11 protein-coding genes are annotated in these 15,468 nt (G+C 58.1%); 7 read left to right on the top strand and 4 right to left on the bottom strand.

Features of this window, described 5'->3' with window-relative positions:
• Positions 1-49: 49 nt before the first annotated feature.
• Entirely contained in the window at positions 50-1,990 is a 1,941-nt protein-coding gene (gene iolD / locus IFU29_RS14335) for a 3D-(3,5/4)-trihydroxycyclohexane-1,2-dione acylhydrolase (decyclizing) (protein WP_191934518.1), read from the bottom strand.
• 596 nt (positions 1,991-2,586) lie between these two features.
• Between iolD and IFU29_RS14330 the strand changes: the two genes are divergently transcribed.
• Both IFU29_RS14330 and IFU29_RS14325 read left to right on the top strand, forming a co-directional pair.
• The gene (locus IFU29_RS14330; protein WP_191934517.1) at positions 2,587-4,509 is read left to right on the top strand and encodes a bifunctional 5-dehydro-2-deoxygluconokinase/5-dehydro-2-deoxyphosphogluconate aldolase; all 1,923 of its coding nucleotides are present in this window, start codon (positions 2,587-2,589) and stop codon (positions 4,507-4,509) included.
• Positions 4,510-4,742: 233 nt separating this feature from the next.
• Positions 4,743-5,582 carry a MurR/RpiR family transcriptional regulator gene (locus IFU29_RS14325; RefSeq protein WP_191934516.1) on the top strand — a complete coding sequence of 280 codons (840 nt, stop codon included), beginning with the start codon at positions 4,743-4,745 and terminating at the stop codon, positions 5,580-5,582.
• A 114-nt stretch (positions 5,583-5,696) separates the two neighbouring features.
• On the opposite strand, the gene iolB is transcribed toward IFU29_RS14325, so the two are convergent.
• Positions 5,697-6,518 (bottom strand): 5-deoxy-glucuronate isomerase, encoded by an 822-nt coding sequence (gene iolB, locus IFU29_RS14320; protein ID WP_191934515.1) that lies wholly within the window; start codon positions 6,516-6,518, stop codon positions 5,697-5,699.
• Positions 6,519-6,566: 48 nt separating this feature from the next.
• The gene (locus IFU29_RS14315; protein WP_191934514.1) at positions 6,567-8,072 is read right to left on the bottom strand and encodes a CoA-acylating methylmalonate-semialdehyde dehydrogenase; all 1,506 of its coding nucleotides are present in this window, start codon (positions 8,070-8,072) and stop codon (positions 6,567-6,569) included.
• A gap of 518 nt (positions 8,073-8,590) precedes the next feature.
• Here IFU29_RS14315 and IFU29_RS14310 point away from each other — a divergent pair.
• Complete coding sequence (locus tag IFU29_RS14310; protein ID WP_191934513.1) at positions 8,591-9,406, top strand: TIM barrel protein; 816 nt, start codon at positions 8,591-8,593, stop codon at positions 9,404-9,406.
• Positions 9,407-9,539: 133 nt separating this feature from the next.
• Here IFU29_RS14310 and IFU29_RS14305 read toward each other — a convergent pair whose 3' ends face one another.
• Complete coding sequence (locus tag IFU29_RS14305) at positions 9,540-10,733, bottom strand: MFS transporter (RefSeq protein ID WP_191934512.1); 1,194 nt, start codon at positions 10,731-10,733, stop codon at positions 9,540-9,542.
• Between the two features lie 170 nt (positions 10,734-10,903).
• On the opposite strand from IFU29_RS14305, the gene IFU29_RS14300 reads away from it, so the two are divergent.
• The 4 genes from IFU29_RS14300 (at position 10,904) to IFU29_RS14285 (ending at position 15,412) form a co-directional block, all read left to right on the top strand.
• Positions 10,904-11,608, top strand: a complete 705-nt coding sequence (locus IFU29_RS14300) for an ABC transporter ATP-binding protein (RefSeq protein WP_191934511.1) — start codon at positions 10,904-10,906, stop codon at positions 11,606-11,608.
• Positions 11,605-12,579: an ABC transporter substrate-binding protein gene (locus IFU29_RS14295; protein ID WP_191934510.1), complete on the top strand. Its 975-nt coding sequence runs from the start codon at positions 11,605-11,607 to the stop codon at positions 12,577-12,579. Before IFU29_RS14300 ends, IFU29_RS14295 begins: the two co-directional genes overlap by 4 nt.
• A gap of 45 nt (positions 12,580-12,624) precedes the next feature.
• On the top strand, positions 12,625-14,280 hold the full coding sequence (locus tag IFU29_RS14290; RefSeq protein ID WP_191934509.1) for an ABC transporter permease: 1,656 nt from the start codon (positions 12,625-12,627) through the stop codon (positions 14,278-14,280).
• Between the two features lie 94 nt (positions 14,281-14,374).
• Positions 14,375-15,412 carry an AI-2E family transporter gene (locus tag IFU29_RS14285; RefSeq protein WP_191934508.1) on the top strand — a complete coding sequence of 346 codons (1,038 nt, stop codon included), beginning with the start codon at positions 14,375-14,377 and terminating at the stop codon, positions 15,410-15,412.
• Positions 15,413-15,468: the final 56 nt, after the last annotated feature.

Genomic DNA, 15,468 nt, shown 5'->3' with positions numbered 1-15,468 from the left:
TGAACAGGCGCAGCCAACGCACCTGCAGCGTGAAGAATGAAGGGTATAATTAATATTCACGCGCCTGGTCGATATGTTCGTTCAGCATCCGGGCCACGGCGTCTACGCGCTCTGATTGGGACACCTGGGCACCACCTACGCGCCACCAGCTGAAGTACTTGTGAATCATGGTTTTTGGCAGAACTTTAATATCGATAAGCGTTGATACGGTCTGTTTCTGCGCATCGGTCAACGCCGCCTCCAGCTGCTCAAGCGTGGTGACACGATAGGTTTTGCAACCGTAACCTGCGGCAATCGCCGCAAAGTCGACCGGCACAAAACCGCCGTTCAGCTTGCCGCCGTTGGCATTACGGAAGCGGAACTCGGTGGTGAAACTGTCCATACCGTGTTCCATCTGCAAGTTATTAATGCAGCCATTGGTCATGTTATCCAGCAGGATGACGTTGATCTTCGCCCCCTCCTGGATTGAGGTCACCAGCTCGGAGTGCAGCATCATAAAGGAGCCATCCCCCACCAGGGTGTAAACCTCACGCTGCGGTTCCGCGAGCTTAACGCCCAGGGAAGCGTTGACTTCGTAACCCATGCAGGAGTAGCCATACTCGACGTGATAGCTGTTGTAATCTTTGGTGCGCCACATGCGTTGCAGGTCGCCCGGCAGGCTGCCCGCGGCCGCCACAATCACTGCATCCTTTGGGAGATGTTCATTGAGCGTACCCAGAACGCTGCACTGGGTCAGGAACGAGTCGGTCAGGCGATTAAACTCGGCCCACACCGCGTCGCGATCCATATGGTCATCTATTTCCGGCACGTAATCAGTTCCGCTGTAGACAGAGCTGTAAACGCGCTGCGTTTCTTTCAGTAGCTTGCTTTGCGCCTGCCCCACTTTTTCTCCCCAGCCGTGGCTGAAGCCGGTTTCCGCCAGGCGGCTGTCAATCGCGGTCAGGGCTTCCTGCGCATCCGCAACGACCTGCACGGCATCAAGCTTGTAGGCATCAAAGTTACTGACGTTGATGTTGATGTAGCTGACCTCAGGATTCTGGAAGATCCACTTTGAGGCGGTGGTAAAGTCGGTGTAACGCGTGCCGATACCGATCACCAGGTCCGCCTCTTTAGCCAGCAGGTTGGCGGCCAGACAGCCCGTCTCACCGACGCCCCCCACATTCAGCGGATGGTCAGAAACAATGGTACCTTTACCCGCCTGGGTTTCCGCAAACGGGATATTGTAGCGTTCCGCAAAAGCGCGCAGCGCATCGCCTGCACCGGAGTATTTCACCCCGCCGCCGCAGATAATCATCGGTTTTTTCTTACCGGCAATCAGCGCCAGCGCATCGGCCAGCTGGCCTTCGGTTGGCAGACGGCGTTCCAGACGGTGTACGCGTTTCTGGAAGAAGTAGTCCGGGAAGTCATAGGCTTCACCCTGCACATCCTGCGGAAGCGAGATTGTTACGGCACCGGTATCTGCCGGGTCGGTCAGTACGCGCATGGCATTGATACAGGCGGTCATCAACTGTTCCGGGCGGCTGACGCGGTCCCAGTATTTGCTGACGGCGCGGAAGGCATCATTGGTGCTGATGCTGAGATCGTGACTCTGTTCAATCTGCTGTAAAACCGGGTCGGGCTGGCGAGTGGCAAAGACATCGCCCGGCAGCAGCAGTAAAGGAATACGGTTCGCCGTGGCGGTGGCAGCCGCGGTGATCATGTTGGCGGCACCCGGCCCGACGGAGGAGGTACAGGCAATGATCTCTCGGCGAAGTTTCTGCTTGGCAAAACCGATAGCCGCATGCGCCATACCCTGCTCATTTCGCCCCTGATACACCACCATATCGCCGCTGTCCTGCTCCAGCGCCTGGCCTAAGCCGAGCACGTTGCCGTGACCGAAGATGGCAAAGATCCCTTTAACAAATTTGGTTTCAACGCCATCTACCGACAGATACTGGTTATCCAGGAATCTGACCAGAGCCTGTGCTGTGGTTAATCTGATCTTGCCCATTTGCTCTTCCTTTCGGTATCAGTGGCCACATCATCAGGTCCACCGGAGTTCGCATTTGTGGTCGCCAGAGAAACAAAACGGCGACAGTTATAAGTGAAACGTGAGCCGATTATAAACAAATATTTTTTTCACTAAACAGAATTACAGAAGAAACATTTCATTTTGCGAGAGAGATCAAATTCTGCAGTAAAACCCGCCACCACAGCGGCAGTAACAAGCCATAAATGAAACGATAACAATGCGGTGATGTCTGAAAGAGAAAAATCGTTTCACTTCAATATGTTCGCCAATATGGTCTAAGAAAGTTGAGAGACTGCTCACATCTCTTGAATGGCCTGAAACACCGGCCATTTACCGAGGGGCTAAATCCGCATTACAAGAGTTTTAACCCCCTCACACTTTTGGGGTAATAATTTCATTTCATATTGAATTTGGAATTTTTATTCCTCATACTTTGCGACATGTTAGATCCGGATTCGATCGGGCTTATTGCTCCGACCTGCCGGGAAGGCTCAACAGCATCGGCACTGCCCACTACCACTGACGTTGTCGTTAAACGACCAGCAGGCAGGGTACAAACAGAGGAAACAACAGGTATGAGTACACAACAGAAGCGCCTTGATGTGATTTGTATCGGGCGCATCGCCGTCGACCTTTATGGCCAGCAGATTGGCGCGCGCCTGGAAGATGAAACCACCTTCGCGAAATACCTGGGTGGCTCCTCAGGAAATGTAGCGTACGGCACTGCAATCCAGGGTCTGAAATCCGCCATGCTTGCCCGCGTTGGCGATGAACATATGGGCCGCTTCCTGCGTGAAGAGCTACAACGCGTTGGCTGTGATACTCAGAGCCTGATCACCGACAAAACCCGTCTGACGGGTCTGGTGATCCTCGGCATCAAGGATCAGGAAACCTTCCCGCTGGTGTTCTATCGCGATAACTGTGCCGATATGGGCCTGGTACCGGACGATATTCAGGAAGAGTATATTGCCTCTGCCCGGGCCGTGGCGGTCACCGGAACGCATCTGTCACACCCGGACACCCGTGCTGCGGTGCTGAAAGCGCTGGAGATTGCCCGTCGTCACGGCCTGCGTACCGCGCTGGATATCGACTACCGCCCGGTACTGTGGGGCCTGACCTCACTGGGTGATGGCGAAACGCGCTTTGTGGAGTCAGAGCGCGTAACGCAGCAGCTGCAGGAAGTGCTGCACTATTTCGACCTGGTGGTGGGAACGGAAGAAGAGTTCCATATCGCCGGGGGCAGCACCGACAGCCTGACGGCACTGAAAAACGTGCGTAAAGCCACCCAGGCCACCCTGGTGTGCAAACGCGGCCCGCTGGGCTGTGTAGTGTTTGAAGGCGAGATCCCGGACAGCTGGGATCAGACCACGCTGCAAACAGGCGTGCGTGTGGAAGTGCTGAACGTACTGGGTGCAGGCGACGCCTTTATGTCCGGTCTGCTGCGCGGCTGGCTGAACGATGAGAGCTGGGAACAGGCCTGCCGTTATGCCAACGCCTGCGGTGCGCTGGTGGTGTCACGTCACGGCTGTGCGCCTGCGATGCCAACCAAAGAAGAACTGGACGACTTCCTCGGCCGTGATAATGATGTGAAACGGCCGGATCTTGACAGTCGTCTCAACCATCTGCATCGCGTCACGACCCGCAAGCAGCAGTGGCACGAACTGAATATTTTTGCCTTTGACCACCGCAAACAGCTGGCTGATATGGCGGCAGAAGCGGGCGTTGACGCGTCACGTATCCCTGACCTGAAGCTACTGCTGCTGCAGGGGGCCGAGGCGGCGGCGAAGGAAGCCGGTCTGGACGACGGTCGCTGCGGCATCCTCGCCGATACCACTTACGGTCAGCCGGCGCTGAATGCCATCACCGGTAAAGGCTGGTGGATCGGTCGCCCGATCGAGCTGCCGAGCTCGCGGCCGCTGCGTCTGGAACACGGTAATATTGGTTCCCAGCTGATCGACTGGCCGCAGGAGCACGTGGTCAAATGTCTGACCTTCTATCATCCGAAAGACAGCGCGGAACTGCGCAAAGAGCAGGACGATCTGATCCTCGACGTGTGGAACGGCTGTAACAAGTCCGGTCACGAGTTGCTGCTGGAAGTGATCCTGCCGGAAAGCCATCCGGATAAGGATGAGAAATACTATCTGGAGATCCTCACTCACTTCTACAGCCTGGGCATTCAGCCTGACTGGTGGAAACTGCCGCCGCTGTCCCACGCCAGCTGGGAAGCGATCAGTGCGCTGATTGAACAGCACGATCCACACTGCCGGGGCATCCTGCTGCTGGGTCTGGATGCGCCGGAAGAGGAGTTGAAAGCAGGCTTCGCCGCCGCCGCAAAATCCCCGTGGGTCAAGGGCTTTGCTGTCGGGCGGACCATCTTCGGCCAGCCATCACGCCAGTGGCTGCAGGGTGAGCTGGACGATGCCGGACTGATCGAAAAGGTGAAGAACAACTATCTGACGCTGATCGGCTACTGGCGCGAGGCGCGCCCGGCGCAGTAATCCCCCCTCTTTTTCAGAGGCCACAAAAAAGGGTAACCCGGTACAGGGTTACCCTTTTTTTATGAAACGAATGAATTATTTTATCTGCTGAGGGCAGAAGGTTACGATTTTGTGAACTGATTCCCAACCCTGATGAAATACGGCCTGCCGCTTTCTTCATCAAGTGAAATTTTTTGTTCATCTGGTAGAATAACGCACAGAAGAACACTATTTTCCTTTTTGCGAGCCGTGTAATGACTAATAATCCGACCCAACTTTCTCTGTTGCAGGACGATATCCGTCGCCGCTACGACACTCTCAGTAAACGCCTGAAGCAGGTGGCTCGCTATATTCTTGATAACAGCAACAGCATCGCCTTTGATACCGTCGCCTCTATCGCCCAGCAGGCCGATGTCCCGCCCTCGACGCTGATCCGCTTCTCAAATGCCTTCGGGTTTAGCGGCTTCAATGAAATGAAGCAGGTCTTCCGTCAGCACCTGATGGAAGAGACGGTCAACTATACGGAGCGGGCGCGTCTGTTCCGCCAGACCGCCACCGATGAAAGCGCCAGCGCACCCGAAAGCCCGGCAGAAATTCTCAATGTATTCACCATGGTGAACTCGCAGGCGCTGCAGCAGCTGGCGATGCAGGTGAATCCTGAACAGCTGGAAAAAGCGGTGAAGATGCTGGATGAAGCCGATAACATTTACGTCATTGGTTTACGCCGTTCGTTCAGCGTTGCCTCCTACCTGACCTATGCCCTGCGCCATCTGGAGCGCCGCGCCTTCCTGATCGACGGGCTGGGCGGGATGTTTGCCGAACAGTTAAGCATGGTCAACCCGAAAGATGTGGTGATTGCGATCAGCTATTCACCTTACGCGCGCGAAGCGGTGGAACTGGTGGAGCTGGGAGCAAAACGCGGTGCGCATCAGATCGCGATCACCGACAGCCAGGTCAGCCCGCTGGCCGCCTTCAGCGATGTCTGCTTTGTGGTGCGTGAGGCGCAGGTCGATGGTTTCCGCTCTCAGGTAGCGTCCCTGTGCCTGGCCCAGACGCTGGCGGTTTCGCTGGCGCTGACCAACGTTAAAAACTAAAGAAAAACGGGCCGCCCGCAAGGACTGCCCGTTTTATCGCTGGTTTCAACATCCCATCTGACGGGGCTGGTTGCTCACGTCAACATCGGCCGAGGCCTGCCTCCCCCTGCAGCATTATCCCTTACGCGGATACTCATCACTGTTCACCCAGGCGTGATCTTTCTCCCAGGTAAATTTCCACAGGCGTACCGGCCCGGCCATCACATTCAGATAATAGTTGTCATAGCCGGCAACGGTCGACATCGGGTGATAGCCACGCGGCACGGTCACCACGTCCTGATTGTAGGGTGCCATACAGACATCCAGCGAGCGATCGTCGGTATAGACGCGCTGCATGGCAAAACCACGCTCTGGATTAAAACGGTGGTAGTACGTCTCTTCCAGGTAGGTTTCATCCGGAGAGTCTTCCTGGTCGTGCTTATGGCTGGGGTAGGAGCTGGTATTACCCTCATCGGTATACACTTCGACCACCAGCAGGCTGTCTGCCGGCTTGTCGTCAGGCAGAATATTATGCACCAGACGCTTATTATTACCTTTGCCGCGCTGCTCAACGCCGACATCGGCGGGTGCGATCAGCCGTGCGGGCAGTTTGCCCCCGGTCGCCGGCGCACTACACACCGCCAGCTCAAGGTCAGACTCTGCTACCACCTCGACCTGCTCGTTACCCGGGACATACACCGAATAAGGAGGCGTCCGTTCAAACGGTGACATACGTTTGCCGATATGCGGGAATTCAGCCAGGCGGGTTTTCACCGACGCCATGCCGGCAACCAGCACCAGGCACAGCTCTTTGCTGCCGCTTTCCAGCCGCAGCGTCTGACCTTTTTTCAACTGATAAGCGTCGAAACCGACATAGCGCCAGCCTGCACTTTCCGGGGTAACATGCTGGATACGACCCTGCGCATCCGGCTCTTTTACTTTGGATAGTAATGACATACAGCCTCTCTGTCCGTCAGGGCGAGTATGACCTCACCCTGCTGAGATTTAACCTAACGTTGGCATACTGAATTCTGACACGGTTTTCTGACCGCTTGGCCAGCGCACGGTGGCGGTTTTCATGCGGGTGTAGAAGCGCACGCCGTCCGGGCCGTGTACATTCAGCGCACCGAACACGGAACGTTTCCAGCCGCCGAAGCTGTGGAAGGCCATCGGCACTGGAACCGGAACGTTCACCCCAACCATGCCCGCCTGCACTTCACGGACGAAGTCGCGCCCGGTGTGGCCGTTGCTGGTGAAGATGGCGCTGCCGTTACCGAACTCGTGGCTGTTGACCAGGTCCAGCGCAGTTTTGTAATCAGGGGCACGAACGATGCTCAGTACCGGCCCGAAGATCTCTTCGCGCCAGATCACCATATCAGTGGTGACGTTATCAAACAGCGTGCCGCCAACGTAGTAGCCCTCAGGATGGCCTTCCACCTGGATGCCGCGACCGTCAACCACCAGCTTCGCGCCTTCAGCCTCACCTTTATCGATGTAGCCCAGCACTTTCTTCTGGTGCGCGGCAGAAACAACCGGCCCCATTTCGTTTTCGTCTTTACCTTTGTGGATGCCAGGACCGACGCGCAGGGCTTTGACCAGCGGGGTCAGTGCAGCAATCAGTTTGTCAGCGGTGTCATCACCCACGGCCACCACCACCGGCAGTGCCATGCAGCGCTCACCGGCAGAGCCAAACGCGCCCCCCATAATGGCATTCACGGTCGCATCCAGGTCAGCATCTCGCATCACGATCGCGTGGTTCTTCGCTGCGCCGAATGCCTGTACGCGCTTACCGTGGGCGCTGGCCGTGGTGTAAATATGCTCTGCCACGCCGGAAGAACCGACGAAGCTCACCGCCTGTACGCGCGGATCTTTATACAGCTGCTCGGCATTGTCGTTCGAACTGTGAATCACGTTGAACACACCGTCCGGCAAACCGGCTTCGGTTAGCAGTTCGGCCATACGCACCGCCGCTGACGGATCAAGGGCTGGCGGCTTCAGTACGAAGGTGTTCCCGCATGCCAGAGCAATCGGGAACATCCACAGAGGCACCATCGCCGGGAAGTTGAACGGGGTAATCCCGGCCACCACGCCCAGCGGCTGCATTAATGAATAGCTGTCCACGCCAGTACCGACATCGGCAGAGTTTTCACCCTTGATCAGGTGCGGAATACCGCAGGCAAACTCGACCACTTCCAGACCCCGGGTCAGTTCACCCAGCGCATCGGACCACACTTTTCCGTGCTCGCTGACAATCAGTCCGGCCAGCTCGTCGCGGTGCTCTTCCATCAGGGCTTTAAAGTTAAACAGAATACGGGCGCGGCGCAGCGGCGACGTGCGGGACCAGCTATCGAAGGCTTCATGCGCAACGGCGATGGCATGGGCCACTTCATCGCTGGTGCTCTGCGTCAGTTCACGCACCGGCTGACCGGTTGCCGGATCGTAAATTGGAATGGTTTCGTTGCTGGCGCTCAGAGAGGTTTTACCGCCAATAAAGTTTCCTACGATAGTCATGTGCTGGCCTCTGTATTAGTAATGAATTCCCTTGCAGGCAGTCTGACGTCATACCGCTGCCACGCCGGGTAAAACCGTGATTCGTGTTGAGACAGTATAATATTGAAATAAATTTTTCAAATATTTCACTTTAGAAAATTCATTTTTAGCGGGCTGGATCGCATTTTTCAGGTCACGGGGGTCGGGGATTTCCTCCCCATACTGACGGCAGAAGAAAAAAGCCCCCAACGCAGGCGGTACGCGGAGCAATCGTTTCAGTCACCCCCTCCCGTCACACCGACTTTCGCCCTGTTAAAACCCCAGGATTACTCTGTATTCTGGGCCCTTTTATGAGGCCCGGAGTGAAATTTTGCGAGACGGATCTAAAAATTTAAATTTCATTATTCACCAAACATGAAATAAATGTTTTCCTGTAGTCTGTGAAACACCCCTGACCGGCCTGTAATCAACAATAAATGGCTGGCGGTCACGCTTAATGAACCTTTTACCTTCCTACCCTACTCAACAGGAACCCTACGATGGCTATCGATCCAACCCGTTTTTGTGTTAACCGTAAAATCGCACCGGCCCTGAGCATTGACGCTTTTTTCCAGCTGGTGCATAAACTGGGTCTGCATAAAGTCGAACTGCGTAACGATATGAAAGGCGGCAGCGTCACGGATAACCTGAGTCATCAGCAGGTACGTGAGCTGGCGGAAAAGTATGGTCTGGAAATTGTCACCATCAACGCCCTGTATCCGTTCAACCAGATCAGTGATGACCTGCTGGCCCGCGCTGAAAGCCTGCTGAAAGATGCTCAGGGAATTGGCGCTAAAGCACTGGTGATGTGCCCGCTCAACGACGGGACAAAGATTTCCGCCGAAGACACCCAGCAGGCCCTGACTACGCTGGCCCCGCTGTTTGCACGCTATGGTGTTGAAGGTCTCGTTGAGCCACTGGGCTTCCCGGTCAGCTCACTGCGTTCTGCCGCGCAGGCGCAGCAGCTGATCACGCAGGCCAACGTGCCCTTTAAGATCGTGCTGGATACCTTCCATCACCACCTGTATGAAGGCGCAGAGCAGGACTTTGCCGACGGTATCGATATCGATCAGATTGGCCTGGTGCACCTGTCCGGCGTCATCGACGGTCGCCCGGTCAGCGAACTGACCGACGAAGAGCGTCTGATGTTAAGCAGTGATGACCTGCTGAAAAGCGTCTGGCAGGTCCAGCGTCTGGAAGCATTGGGCTACACCGGCGTGTATGCCTTCGAACCGTTTGCCTCAGTGATGGATAGCTGGAGTGCGGCGGATATCGAGCGCGAAATCCGCCAGAGCATCGCATTGCTTCAGGAGTAATCCTTTCACCCGGGTCGCTGGCAGGAACTCACCCGGGACTGACCTGACATCAATACCCTCAGCAGGGGCCGTTCAGCAATGATCGCCCCTGGAACGGCAACCGACTTATCTGTGTCATTTGACAACGGTCCCACTAAGCCGGGACCGCTTTTTTCAGATGCACCGTTACGGCCATCGCCAGACAGGCCAGTAAACCGCTGAGAAGATAGACCGACGGTACCCCCATAGCACTCATTATCAGCCCCGCCAGCGGCCCGGTAATACCCAGCGCCAGATCCATAAACGCAGTATAAGTTGCCAGCGCACTGCCCTGATTCTGCGGCGGTACGGCACTGACCGCCACCACGCCAATGGCCGGAAAAACCAGCGAGAACCCGGCCCCGGTCAGCAGCGCCCCGCCGCGTGCCAGCCACGGATCCCCAGCCCCCCAGACCATAAACAGCCCAAGGGCTTCCACCGCAAAACACACCAGCGCCACGTTCAACCCACCGTGACGGGCAATCGCCTGCGGGAACAGCAGCCGCGTACCGACAAAAGCCACGCTGAACAGCGTCAGCGCAAAGGCTGCACCATCCCAACCTTTATCCTGGTAAAACAGGGTGATAAAGGTGGCAATTGCGCCAAACCCGGCCGATCCCATCGCCAGCAGCAGGCCGAAACGCCAGATACGGCCCAGTACGGCGCGAAACGGCAGCGGCCGGCCCGCGCTGCTTTTGACCTGCGCCCGGGGCAGCGCCAGCAGGATGCCCAGCAGCGCAATCGCCGTAATGATCCCCGCCAGCAGCAGCAGTCCGCCCTGGTCATAGATCGCCACGCCGAGCGGCGCACCTATCGCCATCGCGCCATAGGTGAAAATACCGTTCCAGGAGATCACCCGACCAATATGCAGCGACCCGACCACGCCGACGCCCCACAGCGTGGAGCCGGTTCCGGCGAAGCTCTGCCCGACGCCCAGTATCAGCCTGCCCGCGCAGAGCAGCAGCAGACTGAGCACGGGCAGGGAGCTGCTGATCGCCGCCAGCGCATAGCACAAGCCGCTGATAAAGCAGCCGCACAGCCCGACGACCACAACTTTTTTTGGCCCCCACAGATCGGCATAACGCCCGGCATGCGGGCGGCTGATCAGAGTGGTGAGATATTGCAGGCTGATCACCAGCCCTGCCCAGAACGCGCTGTAGCCCATCACATCGTGGACATAGCCAGGCAGCACCGCCAGCGGTAAGCCGATAGTCATATAGCTGGCAAAGTTAAACATCACGACGGAGAAAATACGCAGATTTAAACGGAAGCCACTTAGCGCGGTGGCACCGGCGGGCTGCTCAGACATGAAAATCCTGCTCGCAGGGTCAAAAGAAGTGACGATCACTATACCCGAAATCCTGCAACCGTTAACAATCGCAGGCGTCTTTCTTCCGCCATAAATCCGTCATACACCCTCCCTATACTCCCCCGTAACTCCCCATTTCCGGGGGGAAAAGTCCCAAAGAGGATAACAATATGGTCCGTTCTCCCACTTCCGTGACGCTGAAGGGCATTCACTATGCTTTCGGCACGCAGACGGTGCTCAACCATCTCGATCTCGACATCGGGGCGGGCAGCATTGTCGCACTGCTTGGCCCCTCGGGCTGTGGCAAAAGCACCCTTCTGAAAATACTCGCCGGGCTGCTGCAACCCCGGCAGGGCACGCTGCATTTTGGCGACCGGCTGATGGCCAGCGCCGCCGTCTGCACCCCTCCTGAACAGCGCGATATCGGCATGGTCTTTCAGGACTATGCCCTGTGGCCACATATGAGCGTGGCGCAGAACGTCGCCTTTCCGCTGCTGATGCGCCGGGTACCGGCACACGAACGCGACGAGCGGGTCATGATGGCTCTGCAGCGCGTAGGTCTGGCTGACTTCGCACAGCGTAAGCCTTCCGATCTCTCCGGCGGCCAGCAGCAGCGCGTGGCGCTGGCGCGGGCGATTATCGCTGAACCTGCGATCCTGCTGTTCGATGAACCGCTGTCGAATCTTGACCGCGACCTGCGTGAATCCCTCTGCCGTGAGATGGCAGGCCTGCTGCGCCAGCTCGGCACTACCGCCGTCTATGTCACCCACGATCGCAGCGAGGCGGAAATGCTGGCCGATCGTATCGTCTGGCTGTCGGCCGGATCGGTTGCCGCCCGTCAAACCGTTACATCACTCTCCGGGGAACTTGCATGAACGTATTGAATTCGATGAAAACAGGAGCTCTATTAACGATGCTGCTATCTTCCGGCATGATGATCGCTGACGCACAGGCGCTGACGGTGTATACCGCCGGGCCGGGTTCACTGGCGAAAAGCCTGGCCACAGGCTACGAAAAGCAGACGGGCGTCAAAGTGAATATATTTCAGGCCACGACCGGAAAAGTGATGGCGAGGCTGGAGGCCGAACAGGCCAACCCGCAGGCCGATGTACTGATTTCTGCCTCCTGGGATACGGCCGAAGAGCTGGAGCAGCGCGGCTGGCTGCTGCCGTATCAGAGCCCCAACGCAAAACAGGTGCCGGCCGCCTTTAAAACCGACGCTTACGTTGCCCAGGGCATCTCCGCGCTGGGGATCGTCTGGAATACCGGGAGCGGCACCCCGGAGCCCAGAGAGTGGAACGATCTGACCCGCCCCGAGTTTAAAGGTCGGGTGACCACCCCCGACCCGTCACTGTCCGGTGCATCTCTCGACCTGCTGATCGGCCTGCATAACAGTATGGGCGACGACGCATGGGCGCTGTTCAGCAGGCTGAAAATGAACGGTATGGTCATTGCCGGGCCCAATGCCCAGGCGCTGACACCGGTGCTGCAGGGTGCGAAAGCTGCCGTTTTTGGTGCAGTGGATTACGTTTCGTATAGCAGCATTCAGGACGGTGAGGCGATTAAAGTGATCTTCCCCGCCAGCGGCACCGTCGTGGCACCGCGTCCGATGATGATCCTGAAAAGCAGCCAGCACGCGGCGGACGCCAGAGCATTTGTTGACTATGTGCTGTCAGAAGAGGGGCAGCAGAAAGTGGCCGACGCGTGGTTAATGCCCGCGCGCTCCGACGTCGGCGGCAAGCGTCCCCTGCTTCGCGATCTCAAGCTTCTGCCCGCACAGAGCGGCGGCAGCGCTGACCGCAGCGCCGTCCTGCAACGCTTTGGCACGCTGTTCAGCCACCCTTAATCTTGCCTGGGGTGGCGCACCTGCCACCCCCCTCAGGAACCTGCGATGACCTCTCGTTTACTGCCGCTGCTAACCGTGGCGCTGCTGCTGATCCTGGTGGCGCTGCCGCTGCTGTTTATCCTGCTGCAGGCGCTGTTTCCGGCGCTGGCACAGGGCTCGCTGGCCGGAGCGTTCACCCCTGTCACCCGGCTGCTGGCAGACCCGCAGCTGCCCGCACTGTTGCGGGGCACCCTGACAACCGGCCTGAGCGTGGCGCTGCTCAGTGCGCTGATCGGTATCCCGCTCGGCACACTGCGCGGGCTGTTTCATCTGCCACTGGCGCGTCTCTGGGACCTGCTGCTGCTGATCCCGTTTCTGACTCCGCCCTATATTTCTGCCCTCAGCTGGATGCTGGCGCTGCAGCACAACGGCTATCTGTACCAAGCGATCGGCGTCGATCTCAACGATCTGCTGTTTAGCCAGAGCGGCATTACGCTGGTGATGACGCTGAATATTTTTCCGGTGGTCTACTTTGCCGTATCACGCAGCCTGCTGGCGAGCGAACAGCAGCTGGCTATCGTGGCGCGGGTACACGGTGCCAGCGCCTGGCGCGCCTTCTGGCATGTCACCCTGCCCATGCTGCTGCCCGCGCTGGCAGCAGGCGTGCTGCTGGCCTTTACCCTGGCGATTGAAGAGTATGGCGTTCCCGCCGCGCTGGGCTCCCGTGCCGGGGTGGTGATGCTGACGGTCGGTATCGAAGAGCGTCTGGCCGACTGGCCCATTGATCTGCCAGGCGCGTCGCTGCTGTCAGTACTGCTGGTCATGGTGGCCCTGGCCGCGTTTGCCTTACAGAAACGGTGGGTGGGCCATAAAGATGTCACCAGCATTAACGGCAAACCAGCGCAAAACAGCGGCAGCCCCCTCGGACCGTGGCGCTGGCCAGTGCTGCTGCTATTTGCTGCGGTAGCGACCGTGATGGTGGCGATCCCGATGAGTTCCATGCTGCTGACGGCGCTACTTTCCACGCTGTCCGGTGGAATACATCTCAGCAACCTGACGCTGCGCCACTTTGCTGCCCTGTTTGCCCTGCAGGGGGATGCCGTGACAGCCCTTTCCACCAGCGTTGGCCTGGCACTGGGCACGTCGCTGGTGACCGGATTGCTGGGATTCCTGGCTGCCTGGCTGGTGGTGGTTCGCCGCATTCGCGGGGCCGCGCTGATCGATGCACTCTCCCTGCTGCCGGCGGCGCTGCCGGGTGTGGTGGTGGGCGTCGGGCTGATTCTGCTGTGGAACCAGCCCTTCTGGCCTGTGACGCCTTATAACAGCTGGCCGATCCTGCTGCTCTCTTACTGCTGTCTGCTGCTGCCGTGGCCGGTGCGCTATGTCAGCAGTGCGCTGAAGCAGCTCGGCAGCAATCTGGAACCCGCCGCCCGGGTTCACGGTGCCAGCGCCCTGGCGGCACTGCGCCATATCGTCATCCCGCTGGTGTTCCCCAGCCTGCTGGCGGCCATGTTGATGGTTTTTGCCATCGCCTCGCGCGAACTGGTGACCTCGCTATTGCTGGCCCCGGCGGGAACGCAGACGGTGTCCGTGTTTATCTGGCGTCAGTTTGAGCAGGGTTCCGTGGGTCAGGGCATGGCGATGGCCAGCATCGCGATGGCGACCGGTCTGGCACTGATGCTCACCGCGCTGGCTATCCTGCAGCGGCGTGAACGCAGATAGCGGTGATGGACTAAAATCCGATCATTCCTAAAGTGAGCGGCGGCGTGTAAACAGCCGCTACACTTGCTGCGCAGAGTTCTTAAACGGAGGCGCGATGAACCCATTGCCGCAGGAGAAGATCGGGCAAAATATTTTACTGAAACTGGCGACGCTGGTGGTGATCCTCGGGGGGATCAAACTGTCGGCTGAGATTATGGTGCCTTTTCTGATGGCACTGTTTTTCGCCATCGTGCTGAACCCGCTGGTCACCTGGCTGATGCGGCGCGGCATCCGTCGCGGCCTCGCCATCAGTCTGGTGATCCTGGTGGTGCTGATTGGGCTGGCGCTGATGATTGCAATGATTGCCGGTTCACTGCAGGAGTTCAGCGAGGTGTATCCGCAGCTTCAGGCGCAGGCAGAGCAGAAACTCGCCATCATCCAGCACTTTGCCGCGCGATTTCACATCATGATTTCACCTGAATCGCTGGCACAGCGGCTGGATCCTAATGCGGTGATGGATGTCGCCACCACCATGCTCGGCCAGTTCTCCGGGGCCATGACGCAGATCGTTCTGGTGATGATGACGGTGATCTTTATGCTGTTTGAAGTCCACCATCTGCCGTACAAGTTGCGCTATGCCCTGGTCAATCCGCAGATCCGCATTGCCGGGCTGCACAGAGCGCTGAAAGGCGTGACGCACTATCTGGCACTGAAAACGCTGATCAGCCTGGCGACCGGTATTCTGGTATGGCTGGCGCTGATGGCGCTGGGGGTAAAGTTTGCGCTGCTGTGGGGCCTGGTGGCCTTTGTGCTGAATTTTGTTCCCAATATCGGGCCGGTGATCGCCGGCATTCCCCCGGTTTTACAGGCGCTGCTGCTGAACACGCCGCTGGAAGCCGGGCTGGTAGGGGCGCTGTTTATCGCTATTCATATGCTACTGGGCAACCTGCTGGAACCCCGGGTGATGGGACGCGGATTGGGCCTGTCGAGCCTGGTGGTGTTTCTGTCGCTGATTTTCTGGGGCTGGCTGCTCGGCCCGGTGGGCATGCTGCTGTCGGTTCCGCTCACCAGCGTGTGTAAAATTCTGATGGAGACCACCCCCGGCGGCAGCAAGCTGGCGATCCTGTTAGGCAACGGCCGCAAATCGCTGTAACACGGTGACAGGCGTCGGGTCGGGGCGGACCTTTTTTCGCTCCACCCGCCCTGCCC

The sequence above is a fragment of the Erwinia persicina genome, from assembly GCF_014838825.1.
GTDB classification, from domain to species: Bacteria; Pseudomonadota; Gammaproteobacteria; order Enterobacterales; family Enterobacteriaceae; genus Erwinia; species Erwinia persicina_A.
This window is presented reverse-complemented; position numbering and strand designations above follow the sequence as displayed.

Bases quoted from the DNA above. Each gene is read 5' to 3' on its own strand.
- IFU29_RS14295 (WP_191934510.1), top strand. From the start codon at position 11,605: ATGAACGTATTGAATTCGATGAAAACAGGAGCTCTATTAACGATGCTG.
- IFU29_RS14310 (WP_191934513.1), top strand. From the start codon at position 8,591: ATGGCTATCGATCCAACCCGTTTTTGTGTTAACCGTAAAATCGCACCG.
- IFU29_RS14290 (WP_191934509.1), top strand. From the start codon at position 12,625: ATGACCTCTCGTTTACTGCCGCTGCTAACCGTGGCGCTGCTGCTGATC.
- IFU29_RS14300 (WP_191934511.1), top strand. From the start codon at position 10,904: ATGGTCCGTTCTCCCACTTCCGTGACGCTGAAGGGCATTCACTATGCT.
- IFU29_RS14325 (WP_191934516.1), top strand. From the start codon at position 4,743: ATGACTAATAATCCGACCCAACTTTCTCTGTTGCAGGACGATATCCGT.
- iolD (WP_191934518.1), bottom strand. From the start codon at position 1,990: ATGGGCAAGATCAGATTAACCACAGCACAGGCTCTGGTCAGATTCCTG.
- iolB (WP_191934515.1), bottom strand. From the start codon at position 6,518: ATGTCATTACTATCCAAAGTAAAAGAGCCGGATGCGCAGGGTCGTATC.
- IFU29_RS14315 (WP_191934514.1), bottom strand. From the start codon at position 8,072: ATGACTATCGTAGGAAACTTTATTGGCGGTAAAACCTCTCTGAGCGCC.
- IFU29_RS14285 (WP_191934508.1), top strand. From the start codon at position 14,375: ATGAACCCATTGCCGCAGGAGAAGATCGGGCAAAATATTTTACTGAAA.
- IFU29_RS14330 (WP_191934517.1), top strand. From the start codon at position 2,587: ATGAGTACACAACAGAAGCGCCTTGATGTGATTTGTATCGGGCGCATC.
- IFU29_RS14305 (WP_191934512.1), bottom strand. From the start codon at position 10,733: ATGTCTGAGCAGCCCGCCGGTGCCACCGCGCTAAGTGGCTTCCGTTTA.